Raw genomic sequence first — 21843 nt, 5'->3', positions numbered from 1 at the left:
ACCCTGTGGGAGCGAGCCTGCTCGCGAAGAATTCACCGCGGTGTTCCTGACAAACCGCGGTGCCTGATTCGCGAGCAGGCTCGCTCCCACAGGAGATCGAGTCGCCCTCCAATAACAAGAAATCCGGGAGCCCGCCATGTCGGTCGATCCGCAACAATTCCTGCGCGAGCTGTTTGCCACAGCCATCGACGCGGCCCATCCGCAGCAAGTCCTTGAAGCCCATTTGCCCAAAGATCGCAGCGGTCGGGTGATCGTCATCGGCGCCGGCAAAGCCGCCGCGGCCATGGCCCAGGTAGTCGAGCGCTGCTGGCAGGGTGAAGTCACAGGTCTGGTGGTGACGCGTTACGGTCACGGCGCCCCGTGTGAAAAAATCGAAGTGGTCGAAGCCGCTCACCCGGTGCCCGATGCGGCCGGTCTGGCGGTCGCCAAACGCGTGCTGGAATTGGTCAGCAACCTGACTGAAGACGACCGCGTGATCTTCCTGCTCTCGGGCGGTGGCTCTGCCCTGCTGGCTTTGCCGGCGGCCGGCATCACCCTGGCCGACAAGCAGTCGATCAACAAAGCCCTGCTCAAATCCGGCGCCACCATCAGCGAGATGAACTGCGTACGCAAACACCTCTCGGCGATCAAGGGCGGCCGCCTCGGCAAAGCCTGCTGGCCTGCCACGGTGTATACCTATGCGATTTCCGATGTACCGGGCGACCTCGCCACGGTCATCGCCTCCGGCCCCACCGTGGCCGATCCGAGCACCTCGGCCGAAGCATTGGCGATCCTCAAGCGCTACGGCATCGAAGTCCCGGCCTCGGTGCGCAACTGGCTGCAAAGCCCGGAATCGGAGACGGTTAAACCCGGCGACCCGAGCCTGGCGCGCAGTCATTTCCAGTTGATCGCCCGCCCGCAGCAGTCGCTTGAAGCCGCTGCGGTGAAAGCACGTCAGGCCGGTTTCAGCCCGCTGATCCTCGGCGACCTGGAAGGCGAATCCCGCGAAGTGGCCAAGGTTCACGCCGGTATCGCTCGTCAGGTCGTGCTGCACGGCCAGCCGCTGGCAGCGCCTTGCGTCATCCTCTCGGGCGGCGAAACCACGGTCACCGTACGCGGCAATGGTCGTGGCGGACGCAACGCCGAATTCCTGCTCAGCCTGACCGACAGCCTCAAAGGACTGCCCGGCGTCTACGCGCTGGCCGGTGACACCGATGGCATTGACGGCTCCGAAGACAACGCCGGCGCGATCATGACCCCGGACAGCTACGCCCGCGCCGCCGCACTCGGTTTGAGCGCCAGCGACGAGTTGGACAACAACAATGGCTACGGCTATTTCGAGGCGCTGGACGCCCTGATCGTCACCGAGCCGACCCGCACCAACGTCAACGACTTCCGAGCCATCCTGATTCTCGAGAACCCAAAAAATGACGCCTGACAAGAAGGTTAAAATCCTCGCCACCCTCGGCCCTGCCACTGACGGGATCGACGACATCCGTGAGCTGGTGCAGGCCGGGGTCAACATTTTTCGCCTGAACTTCAGCCACGGCGATCACGCCGACCACGCTCAGCGCTATCAGTGGATTCGTGAAGTCGAGCGCCAGTTGAATTATCCGCTGGGCATTCTGATGGACCTGCAAGGCCCGAAACTGCGGGTCGGCAAGTTCGCCGAAGGCAAAGTGCAACTGCATCGCGGTCAGGCTCTGCGTCTGGATCTTGATCCGACGCCGGGTGATGAGCGCCGGGTCAACCTGCCTCACCCGGAAATCATCGCGGCGCTGCAACCGGGCATGGACCTGCTGCTGGACGACGGCAAGCTGCGTCTTCGTGTGGTCACCAAGTATTCCGATGCGATCGACACCACCGTGCTGAATGGCGGCGAGCTGTCGGATCGCAAAGGCGTGAACGTGCCACAAGCGGTGCTGGAACTGAGCCCACTGACGGCCAAGGATCGTCGTGATCTGAGCTTCGGTCTGGAGTTGGGTGTGGACTGGGTGGCGCTGTCGTTTGTGCAGCGCCCGGAAGACATGCGCGAGGCGCGCGAACTGATCGGCGACAAGGCGTTTCTGATGGCCAAGATCGAGAAGCCATCGGCGGTGACTCAACTGCGCGAGATCGCCGAATTGAGCGACGCGATCATGGTGGCTCGCGGTGACCTGGGCGTGGAAGTGCCGGCCGAAAGCGTGCCGCAAATTCAGAAAAACATCATCACCATCTGCCGTCAGCTCGGCAAACCGGTGGTGGTGGCCACGCAGATGCTCGAGTCGATGCGCTTCTCCCCTGCCCCGACCCGTGCCGAGGTGACCGATGTTGCCAACGCCGTGGCCGAAGGTGCGGATGCGGTGATGTTGTCGGCGGAAACCGCGTCCGGCGAGTACCCGCTGGAAGCCGTGCAGATGATGAGCAAAATCATCCGCCAAGTGGAAAACGGCCCGGATTATCAGGCGCAACTGGACGTGAGCCGGCCGAAGGCTGAGGCAACAGTGTCCGACGCGATCAGCTGCGCGATTCGTCGCATCAGCAATGTGCTGCCGGTGGCGGTGCTGGTGAATTACAGCGAGTCCGGCACGTCGAGTTTGCGTGCCGCGCGGGAACGGCCGACGGTGCCAATCCTCAACCTGACGCCGAACCTGCAAACCGCTCGCCGGCTGACGGTGGCGTGGGGCGTGCACTCGGTGGTCAATGATCGGCTGCGGCAGGTGGATGAGGTGTGCTCGACGGCGCTGGAGATTGCACAGGCGCAGGGCATGGCCAAGCGTGGCGACACTTTATTGATCACCGCGGGTGTGCCGTTTGGGCAGCCGGGGTCGACTAACTCACTGCGTATCGAAACATTGATTTAGTGCTCATACCGGCCCCATCGCGAGCAGGCTCGCTCCCACAGTTAATTTGTGTTGTTCACAAATCTGACGACTGAACGAAGATTCAGTGTGGGAGCGAGCCTGCTCGCGAATGGGGCGACTCCGTCCCCCATACACCCAGACTTCATCATGCCTGCCAACCACTTCAACACCCACTGCCCCGACTGGGCGACTGCCCTGCTCAACGGTTTCAGTCAGGTCTTCCTCCAGCGCCATCCGCTGTGCGGCCTGCTGTGCCTGCTGGCCATTCTTTTCACCGCGCCGGCCCTGCTCGGCGGTGCGCTGCTGGGCGGTGTCGCCGGGTTGCTCACCGCGCAACGACGCGGTTATGCCAAGGCCGATCGACAGGCGGGACTCTTCAGTTACAACGGTGTCTTGCTCGGTTTGCTGCTGAGCCTCTACTTTCCATGGTCAGCGATGTTGCCGCCGCTGATCATCGCCGCGGGCGGCCTTAGCGCGATGTTCACTCAACAGTGGCTCAAACGCGTCCGGGTCAGCCAATACCTGCCTGCCTATACGGCGCCCTTCGTGGGGCTGGGCTGGTTGCTGCTGTGCTTCGCCACGCCCTCGACAAATGCGCACTTTATCGAAATCAATACGCTGAACATGCTCGCCGCACCACTGAAAGGCCTCGGCCAGGTGATGTTCCTCGGTCATCCGCTGGCCGGTGCGATGATTGCCGTGGGTTTGCTGATCGCTGATCGCCGCGCATTCTGCTGGGCGTTGTTGGCGTCTGTCGCGGGCATGGGCTGGAGCATGCTGCATCACGACTTCTATAGCGCATTGATCGGCCTCGGTGGCTATAACGCTGTACTCGCCGCCATCGCCTTGAGCTCGCAGCGCCAGAAGCCTTGGCTGCCGCTGATCGGTATTGCATCAGCGCTGTTGCTGACGCCGGTGTTTGCCGCCATCGGTCTGCCAACGCTGACCGCGCCGTTCATCCTCTCCTGCTGGCTGATCCGTACGGTTGTTCAAATGCTCGGCAAGACCACTGTCGCCCGTGCGCCTTGCGCTCCCGGGGAGAATCACCCTAGGCTGCGCTGATTCCCGGTTCAGGCGTTTTCCATGAACAGCAGCAAAAACTGGCGTGAAGAGCTTTACGTCATGATTTTCCAGAGCGACACCAAGGCCGGTCGGCGCTTCGACGGCATTTTGCTGTTGATCATCCTCGCCAGCATTGTGATCGTGATGCTCGACAGCATCGACTCCATTCACGAGAACTACGCCAACGTGCTGGCGTACATCGAGTGGGGTTTCACCGTTATCTTCGCCATCGAATATGGCCTGCGGCTGTACTGTTCGCCGAAGCCGTTGCGTTACGCGTTCAGCTTTTATGGGCTGGTGGATTTGCTGGCGATCGTGCCCGGCATCCTCGCGCTGTATTACGCCGATGCGCAGTACCTGCTGATCATCCGGATCATTCGGATGTTGCGGATTTTCCGCGTGCTCAAGCTCAGCCCGTATCTGAAACAAGCCAACTATTTGATGGCAGCGCTGCGCGGCAGCAAGCAGAAAATCGTAGTGTTTCTGGTCAGCGTCTGCACGCTGGTTACAGTGTTCGGCACGCTGATGTACGTGATCGAAGGCCCGGAGCACGGCTTCACCAGCATCCCAAAAGGGATCTATTGGGCCATCGTGACGCTGACCACCGTAGGCTTCGGCGACATCGTGCCCAAAACGCCGTTGGGCCAGGTGGTCTCGTCGCTGGTGATGATCACCGGTTACTCGATCATCGCCGTGCCCACGGGAATTTTTACCGCCGAACTGGCCAACGCCATGCGTGGCGAGCAACTGCAACACGACTGCCCGGTGTGCAAGAAAAACAACCACGAACACGGCGCAGCATTCTGCTCGCGGTGCGGTAATCAACTCTTCAAGAAACTGGAATAAGCAAAGTTCTTTTTAATCTTTAAAGGACTATGCGAGCCCGGCTATAGTCGCTGGAAAATTGCCTCACTTATTTAAATAGAAAACTTTTCGAACAAGGAATGCGCAGTGAAAAAACTCTTTGGCGCCTCACTTCTGGCCGCTGGGCTGGCACTGACCAGCGTGGTTCAGGCCGCACCGACCCTGCTCAATGTTTCCTACGACGTGATGCGAGATTTCTACAAGGACTACAACACTGCCTTCCAGAAACACTGGCAAGCCGAGCACAACGAAAACATCACCCTGCAGATGTCCTTCGGCGGCTCCAGCAAACAGGCGCGTTCGGTGATCGACGGCCTGCCAGCCGACGTCATCACCATGAACATGGCCACCGACATCAACGCCCTCGCGGACAACGGCAAACTGGTCCCGGACAACTGGGTCACCCGCCTGCCGAACAACAGCGCGCCGTTCACCTCGGCCACCGTGTTCATCGTCCGCAAAGGCAACCCGAAAGCCCTGAAAGACTGGCCCGACCTGCTCAAGGACGGCGTGCAGGTGATCGTGCCGAACCCGAAAACCTCGGGCAACGGCCGCTACACCTACCTCTCGGCCTGGGGTTATGTGCTGAAAAACGGTGGTGACGAAAGCAAAGCCAAAGACTTTGTGGGCAAGCTATTCAAACAAGCGCCGGTGCTGGATACCGGTGGCCGTGCAGCCACCACCACCTTCATGACCAACCAGATTGGCGACGTGCTGGTGACCTTCGAAAACGAAGCGGAAATGATTGCCCGCGAGTTTGGTCGTGACCAGTTTGAAGTGATCTACCCGAGTGTTTCCGCTGAAGCCGAGCCGCCGGTGTCGGTGGTCGACAAAACCGTCGACAAGAAAGGCACCCGCGCGGCAGCTGAGGAATATTTGAAGTACCTGTGGTCGCCTGAAGGGCAGGAGATTGCGGCGGCGAACTACCTGCGTCCGCGGGATCCGGCGGTGCTGGCCAAGTACACCGATCGCTTCCCTAAGGTTGATTTCCTCTCGGTAGAGAAGACTTTTGGTGACTGGCGGACTGTGCAAAAGACTCACTTCAATGATGGTGGGATCTTTGATCAGATTTACAGCGGCCAGTAATTCCTGAGCCCTATGAAAAAGGCGACCTGAGAAGGTCGCCTTTTTTGTGTGAGTTTTTTTGCCACGCCACTGAACAACTGTGGGAGCGAGCCTGCTCGCGAATGCGGTGGGTCATTCACATTGATGGTGACTGATACACCGCATTCGCGAGCAGGCTCGCTCCCACAGGGACTGCGGTTTTTCCGTTACATCGGTGGTGTCACGCCGTCCTTGCCCGGGAAATCGATTGGGCGGTCAGCGTCCCGTCTGCACTCTGGGTGACGAACGTCACGATCTTCACACCCACTTTCAGCAAGCTGCGATCGCATTCATGGAAGTGCCTTCCGTTTTATGAAAAACGTGAGGAGAGAACATGAGCACGCTATCGAACAGGATGTAAGCGAATGTATCATCGGACTTCAATGTTTTGTCGCAGGGTTCGTCGACGGACATCGCACACGTCCGTCACTCATTCCGCAAAGGAATGATTGCTATCACTCCAACCCCTCTTCCGCCGTTCCGGTCAGCCCATTAGCCTGCGCGCATTCCCTTTGTTCAGCGAGACCCGATATGAACCCAGCCACCCAGGTGCCCCACGGTGCCGCGACAATGACCAAAGGCATGGTGCTGCTGTTTGCCTTCTGCTGCGGCGTCATCGTTGCCAACATTTACTACGCCCAACCGATCATCGGCCTGATCGCACCCGACATTGGCCTGACCAGCACCATGGCCAGCCTGATCGTTTCGCTGACCCAGATTGGTTACGCGTTAGGTTTGTTTTTTCTGGTGCCGCTGGGTGATCTGCTGGAAAACCGCCGCTTGATGATCATCACCACCGTGGTGGCGATTGCCAGTCTGCTGGGCGCAGCGTTTACCGATCAGCCCAACGTGTTTTTGCTGATCTCGCTACTGGTGGGTTTCAGTTCGGTGTCGGTGCAGATCCTGATTCCGCTGGCTGCACACCTCGCACCGGAAGAGACTCGAGGCCGCGTGGTCGGCGGGATCATGGGCGGTTTGCTGCTGGGGATTCTGTTGGCGCGACCGGTGTCCAGTGTAGTGGCTGACCATTTCGGCTGGCGCGCGATGTTTGTGATTGCAGCGGTGTTGATGGCGGCGATCAGCATCGTGCTGGCACTGACAATTCCCAAGCGCCAGCCTGATCACAGCGCTTCTTATGGTCAGTTGTTGGGTTCGCTCTGGACCTTGTTGCGTCAACAACCGGTATTGCGCCAGCGCGCGTTCTACCAGGGCTGCATGTTCGCCACGTTCAGCCTGTTCTGGACCGCCGTGCCGCTGGAACTGGCGCACAATCATGGCCTGTCGCAAACCCAGATCGCGATCTTCGCTCTGGTCGGGGCCATCGGTGCCATCGCCGCCCCCATTGCCGGTCGACTGGCCGATGCCGGCCACACCCGCATTGCTTCACTGCTGGCCCTGCTGTTTGCCAGCCTGAGCTTCCTGCCCGCCTTCGTCCATCCGGCCTTCAGCGTCATCGGCCTAGCGGTCACCGGCGTGGTGCTCGACTTCTGCGTGCAGATGAACATGGTGCTCGGCCAACGCGCGGTCTACGCCCTCGACGCCAAAAGCCGCAGCCGCCTGAATGCGCTGTACATGACCAGCATTTTCATCGGCGGCGCGTTTGGTTCCTCGGTGGCCAGTGCGGTGTATGAACACGGCGGCTGGTTGTGGATCGTGATGGTGGGTAGCGCGTTTCCGCTGTTGGCTTTGTTGCGGTTTTTGAGTGTGTCAGAGGGGCGTTCGCACGCTACCGCTTAAATTGTCAAGAAGCATCGCAGGCAAGCCCGCTCCCACAGGTTATTCGCTGCCCCTGTGGGAGCGGACTTGCCCGCGAAGGTGATGTGACTGGTACCACTCAATGCCGAACCAATTTCTCCATCGCCGCATCTGCCAGAAAGGAAGAGCGGCTTTTGACATTGTGCTCACGCACATATCGGTCAATGCGCTGAATCACGTAGCCAGGCAGCGTCACGTTGACCTTCTCGGTTTTGCCCATATAGGGCGCGATGTCCAACTCCAGCATTCCCCAGCCCATGTCGGCAAAGTCCGGATTTCCACGGTGAGCGGCCGCAGAAGTAGGCATCGGAATCGACTCCCCGTCAGCCGCTATCTCCTGAAGCAGGATGTGGGCAATCTCGACCGCTGCGTTATAGGCGTCTTCAAACGTATCCCCGGCCGTTACCGCGCCTGGAATATCGGGGATCTGAATACCGATGGCGGTGTTCTCGTCGCCCCACTCGATACAGATTGGATATTGCATTATGGATCTCCTGCGTAACTGGCTCCCGGGCAATACAGCCCGGCTCGCCTCCTGATGCTTTTGACCGTCCCGACCGGCAAATCCTTTTTCGGATGAGGGACGGGAATCGTGTATGGGTTGTATCGGTGAGTGAAGATGCGATGGCTGCCGGTAATCCGATCCAGTGTCCAGCCCGCCGCCTCCAACTCCTTGATCAATAGCCTGCTCTGCACCACTCGCCTCCTTGCTGAGGCCCGAACAAAAGTAACCCTAGAGTTATCTTTACTCAAGCACAAAAATTCGAGACGCGACGCTCGGTTGTTTTACAGAGTGTGATTGCGGGCCGTGGCATTCTTCCCAAAAATGAATACTTTCGCTCAGCCTGATCCGTTACGCCGAGGTCAACCCGGATTACACTCAGCGACCGGAGCCTGAAGCAAGGAGTGTGCAATGACCCGACGCTTGTGTCACAGGATACGAAGACCTGGTCGAAGGACTGATGCTGCCAGACATCAGTCGAGTAAGGCATTGACCAAGTACCGCGCCATTCTCTGAACGACTTTCTCAGACTCCAAAAAGCAAAACGGCGATCCTTAGATCGCCGTTTCTGTTTACTGCCCGAACTGCCTGCCCAACCCACCCGGCACGCCCTGGATATCGGTGTCTTCCCATGGCCCGTTCGGGCTGATCGACCGGCTCCAGCCGTTATTCCAGCGATAGTACGTGCGCTGGCGGTAGAAGGTGTTGGTCTGATCATCGAGAACGTACACGCCGAGCTTGGCATCCCAATGGCTGTTGCCACCCGGTGGCGGCGCGAAGCTGGCGGAGGTGCGTGGCAGCGGTTTGGCGGGCTTGGCCGGAATGCTCGGCTTGCTCGGAGTCGGTGACGTAGACGGCGTTGGTCTGGGCTGCGAGGGCGGGATTGGCGGCAGCGGCGTCGGCTCGGGCCGCTGGACCGCACAAGCGCTTAACCCCAAAACCAGACTGAGGAGGGTGATGCGAGCGATGGCGGTCATGGTGGCGTTTCCTGTTATTTATCTGGGCTATCGATGGTCAATTGTTGCGGCGCGGTGGTGCTGCTGGCCAGAGGCTGGCTGCGACCGATCCATTCGCCGGCAGTCGGTTGGCCGGCGCGGGAGATGCGCGCAACCAGTTGGACTTCAGGGAAGTTCGACAGTTTCAACTGCGGCATCATTGCATCCGCATCGCCCAGCTCGACGGTCGCTGGCAAGTCGGCCACGGTCAGGCGCTTGGCGGCCAATGGTGCCGGTGGGCCTGAGGTGGCGCGGGCGAAGATGAATACGCTGTCGCCCGGCTGGACCTTGGCTTTCAGGTCTGGCGCCAGATCCACACGCACCTTGAGCAGCGCCGCGGCCTTGGCGGCTGGCGCCGGGGCAACCTTGCCGCCGCTGGCTTCGAGTTTCTCGGTAGCCCGAGTGATGCCGCCTTGCAGCGCAGCGCGGGAACTGTCTTGCGGCGGCAGTTGCGCCAGCAGGCGATTCCAGTAGTCGATGGCGTCCTGATAACGCTGGCTTTCAAAGGCAGCAATACCGAGCAAGCCAAGGCTGGTGACTTCTTTCGGATCGGCTTTCAGTGCTTCATCGGTCAGGGCCTGAACCTTGTCCGACCACTTCTTGCCGTCGGCGAAGTACTGGGCCTGAGCCCATTGGCCCAACAGTTCCGGCTGACGACCGGCCAGGTTCACCGTGCGCTCAAAGATCTTCGCCGCGTCGCCAGGACGGTCCTGGGCCATGTAAGTACGACCCAGGAAGTACAGGCCCTCCGCCGAATCCGGTTGAGCGGCGACCGCGCGCTCCAGGCGACGGGTCATCTCTTCCATCGACTGTGGCGCCTGGGCGAATTCGCGGGTCAGTTCGACCTTGTCGCTGGCGCCAAAATGCAGGTACAGGCCAAGACCCAGCACCGGTACCAGAATCGCCGCCAGCAAGGGCCACGGTTTGCCCAGGCGGGACACGTGCGGCGCCTCGACGCCTTCGGTGTCGGCGAGCAACTCACGGGCGGCTTCGGCGCGGCCGGTGTCCATTTGCGCGGCATCGAGCACGCCCTCTTCCTGCTGAGTCTGCAACTCAGCCACGCGCTCCTGATACAGCGCGACGTTCAGGGCAGTACGATCCTCTTCAAGCTGCGCGCGACGACCACGCAGAACGGGGATCAGGAGAAAACTCAGGGCAACCAGAAGTAGCAGACCTGCAGCGAGCCAGAAATCAATCATTCTTGGTTTTATCCAACAGGTGGTCGAGGCGCTCACGCTCCTCGGCAGAAAGCTCATCCTTGGTGTCAGTGCGTTGTACGCGACGACGGCGGACGATCACGGCGATAATCACAAAACCGCCCAGCAGCAGGCCGGCAGGGCCGAACCAGAGCACAGCAGTCTTGGCGTTCAGAGCAGGTTTGTAGCGGACGAAATCACCGTAGCGATCAACCATGAAGTCGATGATCTGTTGATTGTCCTTGCCCTCGCCGAGCATGCGAAAAATTTCTTTGCGCAGGTCGGCGGCGATCGGTGCGTTGGAATCGGCGATGTCCTGATTCTGACACTTGGGGCAACGCAGCTCTTTGGTCAGTTCGCGAAAACGCTCACGATCACCTTCTTTGGCGAACTCGTAGGTGTCGATGGCGGCGTGTGCGACGCCGGCCATGCTCAAACCCAATACCGCGGCAGCTATCCAGCGCTTCATGGCTTGGCCTCATCGACCAGCGCCTGATACTTGGCCGCCAGTTTTTCGCGCCAGACCTGTTCGTCGATCACACCCACGAACTTGTCGCGGATGATGCCCTTGGCATCAATGAAAAAGGTTTCCGGAGCACCATAAACGCCAAGGTTCAGGCCCAATGTGCCTGCGTCGTCACGGATATCCAGCTGGTACGGATTGTGGAATTCGTCCAGCCACTTCAACGCATCCGCGTTGACGTCCTTGTAGTTGATGCCGTAGATCACCACACCCTGCTTGGCCAGTTTGTTCAGCACCGGGTGTTCGACCCGGCAGGAAATGCACCAAGTGCCCCAGACGTTGACCAGTGCCGGTTTACCCAGAATGTCAGCCCTGGTCAGGGTTTTGTCGCCCTGCACGGCCGGCAGGGAAAACTCCGGGAATGGCTTGTTGATCATCGCCGAGGGCAACTCGGCCGGATTCAAGAACAGACCGCGGTAAAGGAAAACAGCCACCACCAGAAAAATCACCAGGGGCAACAGCATCAACCAACGTCTCATACCGTGGCTCCCGTCATGCCCAGTGCTTCACGCACGCGGCTTTTCACCTTGACCCGGTAACGGCGATCCAGCGCCGCCAGCAACCCGCCCAAACCGGTGAGCAAGCCGCCGAACCAGATCCAGCGCACGAACGGTTTGACGTGGACGCGAACCGCCCAGGCGCCGTCACCCAACGGTTCACCGAGGGCGACGTAGAGGTCACGGGTGAAACCGGCGTCGATCCCGGCTTCGGTCATCACCGAGTTCTGCACGGTGTAGAGGCGTTTTTCAGGGTGCAGCACGCTGACTTCCTTGCCGCCCTTGATCACCCGTACGGTGCCCTTGTCGGACGTGAAGTTCGGGCCTTCGAAATGCTTGGCGCCTTCGAACACGAACTGGTAACCGCCCAGGTCCATGGACTCGCCCGGCGCCAGACGCAAATCGCGCTCAGCACTGTTCTGGCTCGACAGCACGACGCCGAGGGCGCACACGGCGATGCCGAGGTGAGCGACCTGCATGCCCCAATAACTGCGGGTCAGGGTCGGCAGGCCTTTGATCAGGCCTTTGTGGCGGGTCTTGTCGAAGATGTCACGCACGCCAGCCAACAGCACCCAGGCCGCGAGCATGAAGGTCGCGATCACCGCCCAGTTGAAGTCGCCGTAAGCGACGCCGGCCACGACGGCCAATGCAGCGCTGCCGAGCAACACCGGGGTCAGCATGTTGAACAGCCATTTGACCGGGGTGTCTTTCCAGCGTACCAGCATGCCGACCGCCATCACCACCATCAGCAATGCCATCAACGGAATGAACAGGGCGTTGAAGTACGGCGGGCCGACCGACAGCTTGGCGCCGGTCATCGCGTCGAGAATCAGCGGGTACAAGGTGCCTAGCAGGATCATCGACGCCGCCACCACCAGCACCAGGTTGTTGCCCAGCAGCAGGGTTTCCCGGGACCACAGGTTGAAGCCGACGTGGCTCTTCACCACGGGAGCGCGCAGGGCAAACAGCGTCAGCGAGCCGCCAACCACAAACAGCAGGAAGATCAGGATGAACACACCGCGCTCAGGGTCGGACGCAAAGGCGTGAACCGACGTCAGCACGCCGGAACGCACGAGGAAGGTCCCCAGCAAGCTCAACGAGAACGCAGCGATGGCCAGCAACACGGTCCAGCTCTTGAACACGCCACGTTTTTCCGTGACCGCCAACGAGTGAATCAGCGCCGTGCCCACCAGCCATGGCATGAAGGAGGCGTTTTCCACCGGGTCCCAGAACCACCAGCCGCCCCAGCCGAGTTCGTAATACGCCCACCACGAACCGAGGGTGATGCCGATACCTAGGAACGCCCACGCGACGATGGTCCACGGACGGGACCAGCGAGCCCACGCAGCATCGAGACGACCGCCCAGCAGCGCGGCGATGGCGAACGCGAACGCCACGGAGAAACCGACATAGCCCATGTAAAGCATCGGCGGGTGAACGATCAGGCCGATGTCTTGCAGCAAGGGGTTGAGGTCACGCCCGTCCGCAGGAATCTGCGGCAGGATTCGGGCGAATGGGTTGGACGTGAGGATCAGGAACAGCAGGAAACCGATGCTGATCATGCCCATCACCGCCAGCACGCGAGCCAGCATCACTTGCGGCAACTGCCGGGAAAATACCGACACCGCGAAGGTCCAGCCGCCGAGGATCAACGCCCAAAGTAGCAACGACCCTTCGTGAGCGCCCCACACTGCGCTGAACTTGTAGTACCACGGCAAAGCGCTGTTGGAGTTACTGGCGACGTAGTCGACGGAGAAATCGTCGGCCATGAAGGCGTAAGTCAGGCAACCGAAGGCGAACAGCAGAAACGCGAACTGCCCCCAGGCAGCCGGCTGAGCCAGGCTCATCCACAAGCGGTCACCGCGCCAGGCACCGAGCAACGGCACCACGGCCTGAACCAGCGCGAAACACAGCGCCAGAATCATGGCCAGGTGGCCGAGTTCAGGAATATAGAGTCCAGACGTCATCGATCAACCCTCCTTCGCGGGCGTTGGAGCAGATTGACCACTGTCTTTCAAAGCCTTGGTCACTTCCGGTGGCATGTACTTTTCATCGTGCTTGGCCAGCACTTCGTCGGCCACCACCACGCCGTCGGCATTGAGCTTGCCCAGGGCAACGATGCCCTGCCCTTCGCGGAACAGGTCCGGAAGGATGCCGCGGTAACTGATGGTCACGGATTTACTGAAGTCGGTGACGATGAATTTCACGTCCAGCGAGTCGCCGGAACGTTGCAGCGAACCTTTCTCGACCATGCCGCCCGCGCGGATGCGCGTGTCTTGCGGGGCTTCGCCGTTGGCGATCTGGGTCGGGGTGTAAAACAGATTGATGTTCTGCTGCAGGGCGCTCAGGGCCAGGCCGACGGCAGCGCCGACACCGACCAGGATCGCGAGAATGATGATAAGACGCTTTTTGCGCAGCGGATTCACTTGCCGTTCTCCCGGCGCAAACGACGCGCCTCTTGTTGCAGATACCGCTTGCGGGCCAGGATCGGCGCCGCCACGTTGAGGACCAGCACCGCCAGGCAGATGCCATAGGCTGACCAGACATACAGGGCATGATGGCCCATGGCGAGGAAGTCGCCGAATGAAGCAAAACTCATCGAGCGGCCTCCAGACTGTTCTGCACTTCGGCCTTGACCCAACTGGCGCGGGCTTCGCGCTTGAGCACTTCAAGGCGCATGCGCAGCAGCAGCACCGCGCCAAAGAAACAGTAGAAACCCAGCACCGTCAGCAGCAGTGGCAGCCACATCTCGGCCGGCATCGCCGGTTTTTCGGTGAGGGTGAACGTCGCGCCCTGGTGCAGGGTGTTCCACCACTCCACCGAGTATTTGATGATCGGGATATTGATCACGCCGACAATCGCCAGGACCGCGCAGGCCTTGGCGGCACTGTCACGATTGCTGATGGCGTTGCCCAGCGCAATGAGACCGAAGTACAGAAACAGCAGAATAAGCATGGACGTTAGTCGTGCATCCCAGACCCACCACGAGCCCCAGGTCGGTTTGCCCCAGATCGCCCCGGTGACCAGCGCCACGGCAGTCATCCAGGCACCGATGGGCGCCGCGCATTGCAGGGCGACGTCGGCCAGCTTCATCTTCCACACCAGCCCGACGATGCCGCACACGGCCAGCATCACGTAGACCGATTGCGCCAGCATGGCGGCCGGAACGTGGATATAGATGATGCGAAAGCTGTTGCCTTGCTGGTAGTCCGGCGGCGCGAAGGCCAGGCCCCAGACTACGCCAACGCCAATCAGCAGCAACGCCGCGACGCTCAGCCACGGCAACAGTTTGCCACTGATGCCGTAAAACCATTTGGGCGAGCCGAGCTTATGAAACCAAGTCCAGTTCATTACTGTTTCCATCACGGTTGCTGCTCGTCATCACGAACAGCCAAGGGTCTTTGCTGATCAAAAATTGATCAGACCTCATTATTCGCCGACGCTGATCTTCAGGCCAGCAGCTATTGCAAAAGGTGTCAGGGTTATCGCCAGAGCGGTCAGGCTACCAAGCCACAAGAGATAACCGGTCGCCGGCATGCCTTGCAATGCCGCCTGCAAGGCGCCACTGCCAAGAATCAACACCGGGATGTACAACGGCAGAATCAGCAGCGCCAGCAACAGGCCGCCGCGCTTCAATCCCACCGTCAGGGCCGCGCCCACCGCACCGAGCAGGCTCAGCACCGGTGTACCCAGCAATAAAGAAAGCAGCAACACCGGCAGACAGGCGGTTGGCAAACCGAGCATCAATGCCAGCAGTGGAGCGAGCAAAACCAGTGCCAGGCCAGAGAAGGCCCAGTGTGCCAGTACCTTGGCCAAAACCAGAAGAGGCAGGGGGTGCGACGAAAGGACCCACTGTTCAAGCGATCCATCTTCGAAATCACTGCGGAAAAGCCCGTCCAGCGAGAGCAAAACCGATAAAAGGGCCGCTACCCAGACCAGTCCCGGAGACAAGGTTTGCAACAATTGAGACTCGGGTCCGACCGCCAACGGGAACAGGGAAACCACGATCGCGAAGAATACGAGCGGATTGGCCAGTTCCGCAGGACGGCGGAACAGCAAACGGGCCTCGCGGGCGACCAACAGGCCGAAAACACTCATACGGCCCAGTTCCCCAGATCAATGTCGCGATAGCCGGCCGGCATCCGGGTCAGCGTATGGTGCGTGGTCAAGACCACCATGCCGCCGCGCTCGCAGTGGGCGGCCAGGTGTTCTTCAAGTTGCGCCACGCCTTGTTTGTCGAGCGCGGTGAACGGCTCATCGAGGATCCATAGCGGCGGGCTTTCCAGGTACAACCGCGCCAACGCGACCCGGCGTTGCTGCCCGGCAGACAGCGTGTGGCAGGGAACATCCTCGAAACCGCGCAATCCGACGGCAGTCAGAGCCTGCCAGATCGCCTCATGGGAGGCCGGTTGATGCAGGGCGCAAAGCCAGCTCAGATTCTCTTCCGGCGTCAGCAGATCCTTGATCCCGGCAGCATGGCCGATCCACAGCAGATTGCGCGCCAGCTCAAAGCGTTGCTCGTTCAGTGGCTGGCCGTTGAGCAGCACGTGACCGGCGGTCGGCTGCATCAGGCCGCAAAGCAGACGTAAAAGGCTGGTCTTGCCACTGCCGTTGGGGCCGCTGATTTGCAACATTTCGCCACTGGCCAGTCTCAATTCGAGATTTTCGAAGAGCAGCCGAAGGTCTCGCTCACAAGCAAGGGCAACGGTTTGCAGGACTGGACTGGTCAAGAGATCACGGGCCTTTACGGTTCAAGTCGGCGGCGGAGCGGCCGCTAAAGAGATGCAGGATAAATCCATTGGCGCCCCGTTCTAAGGAGCCAGATCAAGTTTTTGCGAATGTTTTCCGCGCTCCGGTACAACGGGGCCGCATTATACATGCCACGCCCTCCTCTCAAGAGGCCAATTTCCTCAGGTTGTGACCGCGTATGACAGGCGAAATGAACATCCTCCCGCTACCGCAGCCCCTGCCTTCGACCTCACGCCCGTTGGCGGTCAGCGGCGAGCTGCTCAAGCTGCTGACGCCAATGGAGGGCCTGATCACTGCCGGCCAGACCGCCAAGGCCGAAGTGCTGTCGCTCAAGCAGGCGGATCAGACCTTTCAACTGTTGCTCAAAGTCACCCTCGACAGCGGCCGTCAGACCACAGTCCAAGCCACCAGCACCCAACCGCTGCCGCAGGGCACCAGCCTGGCGATCACCCAGCCGTCGGCGGGTAATCTGGCCGTCACCGTGCAACAGGCCATCGCCTCCAGCGTTGCCACCCTCACCCGTATCGACACGGCGCAACTGCCCGTTGGCACCCTGCTGCAAGGCAAAGTGCTGACCTCTCAGGTGTTGCCACAGGTGCCGGGGCAGCCGACGGTGTTTCGCTCGATGGTGAGCTTGCTCAACACCGCGTTGAGCGGCAGCACCCTGAGTATCGACAGCCCGACGCCACTGCGCATCGGCACCTTGCTGAGCGCGCTGGTGCAGGACACCCAGACGTTGAAGTTCGTGCCGTTGAGCAGCCGTCAGGAGCAATTGGCGGTGACCCACCAACTGGCCAGTCAACAAAGCCGCCAGGGCTCGCTGGATGGCCTGCTCAAGCTCCTGCAAAACCTGCCGTCTTCGAATCAGACGCCCAGCGATCTGCATGCCGCCGTCGATAAGTTGCTCGCCGGGCTGCCCGATGTTCGGCAACTCAGCACGCCCAAAGGCCTGGCCCTTGCGTTGGCCAATAGCGGAATGTTCCTGGAAAGCAAACTGCTCGCCGGACAGAACCCCACGCTCGCCCCGGACATGAAAGGCGATCTGCTCAAGCTGATCGCCCAACTGACGCCAGGCCTGCCGGCCAACACCAATCTCAACGCGATCATTGCCGCCAACACACTGGCCCAGGCCATGCCGAATTTCGTGCGCAGCGCCCTCGGCATGCTCGGTCAGGTCAGCGCCAAACCGCAGCCAACCAACTTCCCGCTGCCCGAGCGCCTGCTACAAAGCATGGACGGCGAAGGCGATCTCGAGCACTTGCTGCGTTTGGCAGCAGCGGCAGTTTCGCGCCTGCAAAGCCATCAACTGTCGAGCCTGGAACAGACCGGCGTCACTGACGACGGCCGGCTGATGAGCACCTGGCAGCTGGAAATCCCGATGCGCAATCTGCAGGACATCGTGCCGTTGCAAGTCAAGTTCCAACGCGAAGAAGCCCCCGAGAAAGAACAACAAAACGAACGCCGCGACGAGCGCGAACCCAAACAGCAATTGTGGCGAGTGGATCTGGCATTCGACATGGAGCCTTTAGGCCCGCTACAGATTCAGGCGCAACTGATCAAAGGCAGCCTGTCTAGTCAGCTGTGGGCCGAACGGCCTTACACCGCCAGCCTGATCGAACGTAATCTGGCCGAACTGCGCCAGCGCCTGCTGGCGTCCGGCCTGAATGTCGGCGATCTGGATTGCCACCTCGGCACACCGCCGCAAGGCCCTCAAACCCGTCTCGAACAACGCTGGGTCGACGAAACCGCATGAGCAACCCCAACGCCCCGCGCCAGGCCATCGCCCTCAAATACGACGGCAGCCACGCCCCGACCCTCACCGCCAAAGGTGACGAAGCACTGGCCGAAGCCATTCTGAAGATTGCCCGCGATTATGAAGTGCCCATCTACGAAAACGCCGAGCTGGTGAAACTGCTGGCGCGGATGGAATTGGGGGAGAGTATTCCGGAGGAGTTGTATCGCACGATTGCCGAGATTATTGCGTTTGCTTGGAATTTGAAGGGCAAGTTTCCTGAGGGGCAGGATCCGGATGCGGTGATGATCGAGAAGGACATTACTGATCGCGGGGATGATTATTGATTTTGTGTTGAATGCAAAAAGATCGCAGCCTCGTTTCACTCGACAGCTCCTACATTGGGATGGCGTACACCGTGTAGGAGCTGTCGAGTGAAACGAGGCTGCGATCTTTTGATCTTCTCAGTTCTTGTGAAGCTTACGCATCAACTCCGCCTCAGCCTGGGTCAACCCGCAAGACTGAGTCAGTTCATCAACACTCGCGCCCATCCCGACCAGTCGCGCCGCTTGGGCAAACGACAGGCTCGACGGATCGCGCTGTTCCAGCTGAGCCAGCTTGTCCGGCAACGGGCCGACGACCGCGCGCAGTTCGTGCAGGTCTTCACCCATGCGCACGTTGCCGCTCTGGTAGTCCTCGACACGCTTGGCCAGGTCCTTGATGCGCTGATCGCGTAGCGCATCGCCCTGGGACTGTTGCGCAGCGATCAGCCGTTGGCCTCGTATGTATGCCAGAAACATCGCCAGCGTGCCTGCCCAGAAGAGGAACAGGACAATGACCGCCACCTCAAGAATCAATCAGATGTTCTCCAGGTCCGACCATTCTTCTTCGCTCATCATCTTGTCCAGCTCGACCAGAATCAGCAGTTCGTTGTTCTTGTTGCACACGCCCTGGATAAACTTGGCGGATTCTTCGTTACCGACGTTCGGCGCGGTTTCGATTTCCGACTGACGCAGGTAAACCACTTCGGCGACGCTGTCGACCATGATCCCGACCACTTGCTTGTCGGCTTCGATGATGACGATACGGGTGTTGTCGCTGATCTCGGCATTCATCAGGCCGAAGCGCTGACGGGTGTCGATCACGGTGACCACGTTACCGCGCAGGTTGATGATGCCCAGCACGTAGCTCGGGGCACCCGGGACCGGGGCGATTTCGGTGTAACGCAGGACTTCCTGAACGCGCATCACGTTGATGCCGTAGGTTTCGTTGTCAAGTTTGAAGGTTACCCATTGCAGGATCGGATCTTCGGAACCCTTTGCATTCGTCGCGTGATTACTCATACCTGACCCCTCGAAAAACCGCTTCTGGCGGTGTGTGTTCTATTGGCGGCATTCAACAATGCCGTCGCGTACTTGTTATGTCGGCTGCTATGTCGATTTGTGTAGCGGCTTACTGCCGCCCATGTGCTTTGCCCCGCCACTGGCGATCAACTCGGCCAGCGCGGCAACGTCCAGCAAGGCGCACATGTGCTCAATCACCGTGCCGGCGAGCCATGGCCGCTGACCTCGGTGACTTCTCCATTTGATTTCGTTCGGGTCCAGGCGCAGCGAGCGGCTGACCTGATGCACCGCCAGCCCCCACTCGTAGCCCTGAACCGAAATAACGTACTGCAAACCCTGACGGAAATCGTCGCGGTAGCGGTCAGGCATGACCCAACGCGCGGTGTCCAATACTTTCAGGTTGCCGGCCTGGCTCGGCAGTATCCCGAGGAACCATTCCGGCTGACCGAACAGCGGCGTCAGCTCGTGGCCGGCCAGGGAGTAAATCGAACCCAGGCACACCAGCGGCACCGCCAGGGTCAACCCGGCGACATCGAACAACAGGCATTCAAAGGGTTCGGCGGCCCAGGACGGACGACCATCGGTTTCCACCGGTGGCGGCGTGTTGCTCGGCGGCAGATGGACTTCGACCACCGGCGGCACCAAGGCTTGCAGCAGCGGTGCGATAGTCGATACAGACGCCAGAACCGGTGCCGGTGCTTCTTCGATCACAACCGGTGCTCTCGCCACAGGTGCTACCACTGGCGCTACTGTCGGCGCGGCGACCACGGCGGGTGTCTGCGCATCACGAGCCTGCTCTTCAAGCACCGCCGCCTGGAATTCGTCCAGAGCCGCTTCAACCTCCACCACCTCGGGCTGCGCGTCGATTTCCGGCGGCAACTCTTCGGTCGCGTCCATCAGCAAGTTGTCCAGATAAGACTGGAGCGCGAGTTGCGGACGCGAGGTGATTTTTACCGGGCGGTTCATCTCACGCCACCTGCGGGACAAGTTGTGCTGCCAGCAAGTGCTTGAGCAGTGCGCGGTAGGCGAGGACACCACGGCTCTTGCCGTCGAACTGCGAAGGCGTCACGCCGGCACGGCTGGCGTCACGCAAGCGGGTGTCGACGGGAATGTAGCCCTGCCAGATTTCTTCCGGGTACTTGTCGCGCAACACCCGCAGCGTGCCGAGGGAAGCCTGCGTGCGGCGGTCGAACAGGGTCGGCACGATGCTGAAGGGCAGCGCCTGTTTGCGTGAACGGTTGATCATCGCCAGGGTGTTGACCATGCGTTCCAGGCCTTTGACCGCCAGGTGCTCGGTCTGCACCGGAATCACCAACTGCTGGCTCGCCGCCAAGGCATTGACCATCAGCAAACCGAGCAACGGCGGGCTGTCGATCACGGCGTAATCGAAGTCCTGCCACAGTTGCGCCAGGCTCTTGGCAATCACCAGGCCCAAGCCACTCTGACCCGGCGACTGGCGCTCGAGGGTCGCGAGTGCGGTGCTCGATGGCAACAGGGAAATACTTTCGTGGCTGGTAGGCAACAACAACTGTCCGGGCAAGCCTTGCGGCACGCTGCCCTTATTCAGGAACAAGTCGTAGCTGCTGTGTTCCAGGCTATCGGGGTCGTAACCGAAGTAGCTGGTCATGGAGCCGTGAGGGTCGAGATCGACCACGACCACGCGCTTGCCCGCATCGGCCAGTAAACCGGCTAAAGCGATAGAGGAAGTGGTTTTACCGACACCACCCTTTTGATTGGCGACTGCCCAGACTCTCATTCGGATTGTTCCTCCCGGTCGAAATGGTTGACCGAGAAATAGCTCAACGTATTAATGCGGGTGACGGAGAATTGACGGCGCTCTCTCGTACCGGCGACTTGACCGGGGTCGGTGCAGTTTGTGTGCCAGCACGCTTCAATGCGGCATCCGGTTGCGCTTTAGCGGTTCCGGTACCGGTGAGGCTGCGGCGCACATCGAGATTTCGTGACACCACCAGCACCACCCGACGGTTACGCGCCCGGCCCTCGGCAGTCGCGTTGTTGGCCACTGGCTGGAACTCGCCGTAACCCACCGACGCCAGACGACCGGGGTTCACACCCTGCATCGCCAGCATGCGCACGATGCTCGCCGAACGGGCCGAGGACAGCTCCCAGTTGGTCGGGTATTGCGCGGTGCGGATCGGTTGATCGTCAGTGAAGCCTTCGACGTGAATCGGGTTGTCGAACGGCTTCAGAATCGCGGCGACCTTGTCGATGATGTTGAACGCGATGTCACTGGGCATGGCGTCGCCACTGCCGAACAACAGGCTGGAATTGAGTTCGATCTCGACCCACAGCTCATTGCCGCGAATGGTCATCTGATTGGAGCTGATCAAGTCGCCGAACGCGGCGCTGATGTCGTCGGCGATGCTTTTGAGCGGATCGCTGGCACCCGCGATACCGGCGTCGACCTGCTCGGCGTCTTTAACCAGCGGCTTGGCCGGGGTCACGGTCTTCGGTCGCTCGTCGCCAATCGGGATCGGCTTGAGCGCACGATCCGAATCGGTGAACACGCCAATCAACGCTTCCGAGATGACCTTGTACTTGCCTTCGTTGATCGATGAGATCGAATACATCACCACAAAGAAAGCGAACAGCAACGTAATGAAGTCGGCATACGAAACCAGCCAACGTTCATGGTTTACATGTTCTTCAGGTTGCCGGCGACGAGCCATAATCCATTA

25 protein-coding genes and 1 pseudogene are annotated in these 21843 nt (G+C 60.3%); 8 read left to right on the top strand and 18 right to left on the bottom strand.

Features of this window, described 5'->3' with window-relative positions; translation table 11 throughout:
- Positions 1–136 precede the first annotated feature (136 nt).
- The 5 genes from ACYZTX_RS10535 (at position 137) to ACYZTX_RS10515 (ending at position 5834) form a co-directional block, all read left to right on the top strand.
- Positions 137–1417, top strand: a complete 1281-nt coding sequence (locus ACYZTX_RS10535; protein WP_462034004.1) for a glycerate kinase type-2 family protein — start codon at positions 137–139, stop codon at positions 1415–1417.
- Positions 1407–2822, top strand: coding sequence for a pyruvate kinase (pyk, locus tag ACYZTX_RS10530; RefSeq protein ID WP_462034003.1), 1416 nt, complete (start codon positions 1407–1409; stop codon positions 2820–2822). Before ACYZTX_RS10535 ends, pyk begins: the two co-directional genes overlap by 11 nt.
- Before the next feature lie 147 nt (positions 2823–2969).
- Entirely contained in the window at positions 2970–3884 is a 915-nt protein-coding gene (locus tag ACYZTX_RS10525; protein ID WP_462034002.1) for an urea transporter, read from the top strand.
- A gap of 21 nt (positions 3885–3905) precedes the next feature.
- The gene (locus ACYZTX_RS10520; protein ID WP_462034001.1) at positions 3906–4730 is read left to right on the top strand and encodes an ion transporter; all 825 of its coding nucleotides are present in this window, start codon (positions 3906–3908) and stop codon (positions 4728–4730) included.
- Positions 4731–4835: 105 nt separating this feature from the next.
- Positions 4836–5834 carry a sulfate ABC transporter substrate-binding protein gene (locus ACYZTX_RS10515; RefSeq protein WP_462034000.1) on the top strand — a complete coding sequence of 333 codons (999 nt, stop codon included), beginning with the start codon at positions 4836–4838 and terminating at the stop codon, positions 5832–5834.
- Positions 5835–6019: 185 nt separating this feature from the next.
- On the opposite strand, the pseudogene ACYZTX_RS10510 reads toward ACYZTX_RS10515, so the two are convergent.
- Positions 6020–6138 (bottom strand): annotated as a pseudogene (locus ACYZTX_RS10510) (hypothetical protein); the annotation flags it as partial.
- A gap of 245 nt (positions 6139–6383) precedes the next feature.
- Between ACYZTX_RS10510 and ACYZTX_RS10505 the strand changes: the two are divergent.
- On the top strand, positions 6384–7589 hold the full coding sequence (locus ACYZTX_RS10505; protein WP_462033999.1) for an MFS transporter: 1206 nt from the start codon (positions 6384–6386) through the stop codon (positions 7587–7589).
- A 97-nt stretch (positions 7590–7686) separates the two neighbouring features.
- Here ACYZTX_RS10505 and ACYZTX_RS10500 read toward each other — a convergent pair whose 3' ends face one another.
- The 12 genes from ACYZTX_RS10500 to ccmA form a co-directional block, all read right to left on the bottom strand.
- Positions 7687–8091 (bottom strand): type II toxin-antitoxin system HicB family antitoxin, encoded by a 405-nt coding sequence (locus ACYZTX_RS10500; protein WP_282377527.1) that lies wholly within the window; start codon positions 8089–8091, stop codon positions 7687–7689.
- Positions 8091–8303, bottom strand: a complete 213-nt coding sequence (locus ACYZTX_RS10495; RefSeq protein WP_462033998.1) for a type II toxin-antitoxin system HicA family toxin — start codon at positions 8301–8303, stop codon at positions 8091–8093. Before ACYZTX_RS10495 ends, ACYZTX_RS10500 begins: the two co-directional genes overlap by 1 nt.
- Positions 8304–8681: 378 nt before the next feature.
- The gene (locus tag ACYZTX_RS10490; protein ID WP_462033997.1) at positions 8682–9086 is read right to left on the bottom strand and encodes a hypothetical protein; all 405 of its coding nucleotides are present in this window, start codon (positions 9084–9086) and stop codon (positions 8682–8684) included.
- A 14-nt stretch (positions 9087–9100) separates the two neighbouring features.
- Positions 9101–10303: a c-type cytochrome biogenesis protein CcmI gene (gene ccmI / locus ACYZTX_RS10485; RefSeq protein WP_462033996.1), complete on the bottom strand. Its 1203-nt coding sequence runs from the start codon at positions 10301–10303 to the stop codon at positions 9101–9103.
- Positions 10296–10769 (bottom strand): cytochrome c-type biogenesis protein, encoded by a 474-nt coding sequence (locus ACYZTX_RS10480; protein ID WP_449642371.1) that lies wholly within the window; start codon positions 10767–10769, stop codon positions 10296–10298. The genes ccmI and ACYZTX_RS10480 overlap by 8 nt, the downstream gene beginning before the upstream one ends.
- On the bottom strand, positions 10766–11302 hold the full coding sequence (locus tag ACYZTX_RS10475; RefSeq protein ID WP_462033995.1) for a DsbE family thiol:disulfide interchange protein: 537 nt from the start codon (positions 11300–11302) through the stop codon (positions 10766–10768). The genes ACYZTX_RS10480 and ACYZTX_RS10475 overlap by 4 nt, the downstream gene beginning before the upstream one ends.
- A complete protein-coding gene (locus ACYZTX_RS10470; protein ID WP_462033994.1) occupies positions 11299–13287 on the bottom strand; it encodes a heme lyase CcmF/NrfE family subunit in 1989 nt (662 codons plus the stop codon). The genes ACYZTX_RS10475 and ACYZTX_RS10470 overlap by 4 nt, the downstream gene beginning before the upstream one ends.
- 3 nt (positions 13288–13290) lie before the next feature.
- Positions 13291–13746: a cytochrome c maturation protein CcmE gene (ccmE, locus tag ACYZTX_RS10465; protein WP_283183583.1), complete on the bottom strand. Its 456-nt coding sequence runs from the start codon at positions 13744–13746 to the stop codon at positions 13291–13293.
- Positions 13743–13919 carry a heme exporter protein CcmD gene (gene ccmD / locus ACYZTX_RS10460; protein WP_027922383.1) on the bottom strand — a complete coding sequence of 59 codons (177 nt, stop codon included), beginning with the start codon at positions 13917–13919 and terminating at the stop codon, positions 13743–13745. The genes ccmE and ccmD overlap by 4 nt, the downstream gene beginning before the upstream one ends.
- A complete protein-coding gene (locus ACYZTX_RS10455; RefSeq protein ID WP_462033993.1) occupies positions 13916–14671 on the bottom strand; it encodes a heme ABC transporter permease in 756 nt (251 codons plus the stop codon). The genes ccmD and ACYZTX_RS10455 overlap by 4 nt, the downstream gene beginning before the upstream one ends.
- A gap of 78 nt (positions 14672–14749) precedes the next feature.
- Complete coding sequence (gene ccmB / locus ACYZTX_RS10450) at positions 14750–15418, bottom strand: heme exporter protein CcmB (protein ID WP_090188533.1); 669 nt, start codon at positions 15416–15418, stop codon at positions 14750–14752.
- Positions 15415–16050 carry a cytochrome c biogenesis heme-transporting ATPase CcmA gene (gene ccmA, locus ACYZTX_RS10445; RefSeq protein ID WP_462033992.1) on the bottom strand — a complete coding sequence of 212 codons (636 nt, stop codon included), beginning with the start codon at positions 16048–16050 and terminating at the stop codon, positions 15415–15417. The genes ccmB and ccmA overlap by 4 nt, the downstream gene beginning before the upstream one ends.
- A 197-nt stretch (positions 16051–16247) precedes the next feature.
- On the opposite strand from ccmA, the gene fliK reads away from it, so the two are divergent.
- Together fliK and ACYZTX_RS10435 are read left to right on the top strand one after the other, a co-directional pair.
- Positions 16248–17822, top strand: coding sequence for a flagellar hook-length control protein FliK (gene fliK, locus ACYZTX_RS10440; protein WP_462033991.1), 1575 nt, complete (start codon positions 16248–16250; stop codon positions 17820–17822).
- The gene (locus tag ACYZTX_RS10435) at positions 17819–18148 is read left to right on the top strand and encodes an EscU/YscU/HrcU family type III secretion system export apparatus switch protein (RefSeq protein ID WP_462033990.1); all 330 of its coding nucleotides are present in this window, start codon (positions 17819–17821) and stop codon (positions 18146–18148) included. The genes fliK and ACYZTX_RS10435 overlap by 4 nt, the downstream gene beginning before the upstream one ends.
- Positions 18149–18265: 117 nt before the next feature.
- On the opposite strand, the gene ACYZTX_RS10430 is transcribed toward ACYZTX_RS10435, so the two are convergent.
- The 5 genes from ACYZTX_RS10430 to motD all read right to left on the bottom strand — a co-directional run bounded on the left by ACYZTX_RS10430 (position 18266) and on the right by motD (position 21837).
- Positions 18266–18658 carry a DUF2802 domain-containing protein gene (locus ACYZTX_RS10430; protein ID WP_462033989.1) on the bottom strand — a complete coding sequence of 131 codons (393 nt, stop codon included), beginning with the start codon at positions 18656–18658 and terminating at the stop codon, positions 18266–18268.
- Positions 18659–19144: a chemotaxis protein CheW gene (locus tag ACYZTX_RS10425; protein ID WP_059407544.1), complete on the bottom strand. Its 486-nt coding sequence runs from the start codon at positions 19142–19144 to the stop codon at positions 18659–18661.
- An 87-nt stretch (positions 19145–19231) separates the two neighbouring features.
- Positions 19232–20110: a CheW domain-containing protein gene (locus ACYZTX_RS10420; RefSeq protein ID WP_462033988.1), complete on the bottom strand. Its 879-nt coding sequence runs from the start codon at positions 20108–20110 to the stop codon at positions 19232–19234.
- 1 nt (position 20111) lies between these two features.
- The gene (locus ACYZTX_RS10415; protein ID WP_462033987.1) at positions 20112–20900 is read right to left on the bottom strand and encodes a ParA family protein; all 789 of its coding nucleotides are present in this window, start codon (positions 20898–20900) and stop codon (positions 20112–20114) included.
- Positions 20901–20943: 43 nt separating this feature from the next.
- Positions 20944–21837 (bottom strand): flagellar motor protein MotD, encoded by an 894-nt coding sequence (motD, locus tag ACYZTX_RS10410; RefSeq protein WP_462037017.1) that lies wholly within the window; start codon positions 21835–21837, stop codon positions 20944–20946.
- Positions 21838–21843: the final 6 nt, after the last annotated feature.

The sequence above is a fragment of the Pseudomonas sp. MDT1-17 genome, from assembly GCF_054898105.1.
Note: the sequence above shows the minus strand (reverse complement) of the source record. Positions and strands in the feature narration are given on the sequence as shown.

Coding starts and splice junctions, on each gene's coding strand:
- ACYZTX_RS10535 (WP_462034004.1), top strand. CDS start 137: ATGTCGGTCGATCCGCAACAATTCCTGCGCGAGCTGTTTGCCACAGCC.
- pyk (WP_462034003.1), top strand. CDS start 1,407: ATGACGCCTGACAAGAAGGTTAAAATCCTCGCCACCCTCGGCCCTGCC.
- ACYZTX_RS10525 (WP_462034002.1), top strand. CDS start 2,970: ATGCCTGCCAACCACTTCAACACCCACTGCCCCGACTGGGCGACTGCC.
- ACYZTX_RS10520 (WP_462034001.1), top strand. CDS start 3,906: ATGAACAGCAGCAAAAACTGGCGTGAAGAGCTTTACGTCATGATTTTC.
- ACYZTX_RS10505 (WP_462033999.1), top strand. CDS start 6,384: ATGAACCCAGCCACCCAGGTGCCCCACGGTGCCGCGACAATGACCAAA.
- ACYZTX_RS10500 (WP_282377527.1), bottom strand. CDS start 8,091: ATGCAATATCCAATCTGTATCGAGTGGGGCGACGAGAACACCGCCATC.
- ACYZTX_RS10490 (WP_462033997.1), bottom strand. CDS start 9,086: ATGACCGCCATCGCTCGCATCACCCTCCTCAGTCTGGTTTTGGGGTTA.
- ccmI (WP_462033996.1), bottom strand. CDS start 10,303: ATGATTGATTTCTGGCTCGCTGCAGGTCTGCTACTTCTGGTTGCCCTG.
- ACYZTX_RS10480 (WP_449642371.1), bottom strand. CDS start 10,769: ATGAAGCGCTGGATAGCTGCCGCGGTATTGGGTTTGAGCATGGCCGGC.
- ACYZTX_RS10475 (WP_462033995.1), bottom strand. CDS start 11,302: ATGAGACGTTGGTTGATGCTGTTGCCCCTGGTGATTTTTCTGGTGGTG.
- ACYZTX_RS10470 (WP_462033994.1), bottom strand. CDS start 13,287: ATGACGTCTGGACTCTATATTCCTGAACTCGGCCACCTGGCCATGATT.
- ccmD (WP_027922383.1), bottom strand. CDS start 13,919: ATGAGTTTTGCTTCATTCGGCGACTTCCTCGCCATGGGCCATCATGCC.
- ACYZTX_RS10455 (WP_462033993.1), bottom strand. CDS start 14,671: ATGAACTGGACTTGGTTTCATAAGCTCGGCTCGCCCAAATGGTTTTAC.
- ccmB (WP_090188533.1), bottom strand. CDS start 15,418: ATGAGTGTTTTCGGCCTGTTGGTCGCCCGCGAGGCCCGTTTGCTGTTC.
- fliK (WP_462033991.1), top strand. CDS start 16,248: ATGACAGGCGAAATGAACATCCTCCCGCTACCGCAGCCCCTGCCTTCG.
- ACYZTX_RS10435 (WP_462033990.1), top strand. CDS start 17,819: ATGAGCAACCCCAACGCCCCGCGCCAGGCCATCGCCCTCAAATACGAC.
- ACYZTX_RS10425 (WP_059407544.1), bottom strand. CDS start 19,144: ATGAGTAATCACGCGACGAATGCAAAGGGTTCCGAAGATCCGATCCTG.
- ACYZTX_RS10420 (WP_462033988.1), bottom strand. CDS start 20,110: ATGAACCGCCCGGTAAAAATCACCTCGCGTCCGCAACTCGCGCTCCAG.
- ACYZTX_RS10415 (WP_462033987.1), bottom strand. CDS start 20,900: ATGAGAGTCTGGGCAGTCGCCAATCAAAAGGGTGGTGTCGGTAAAACC.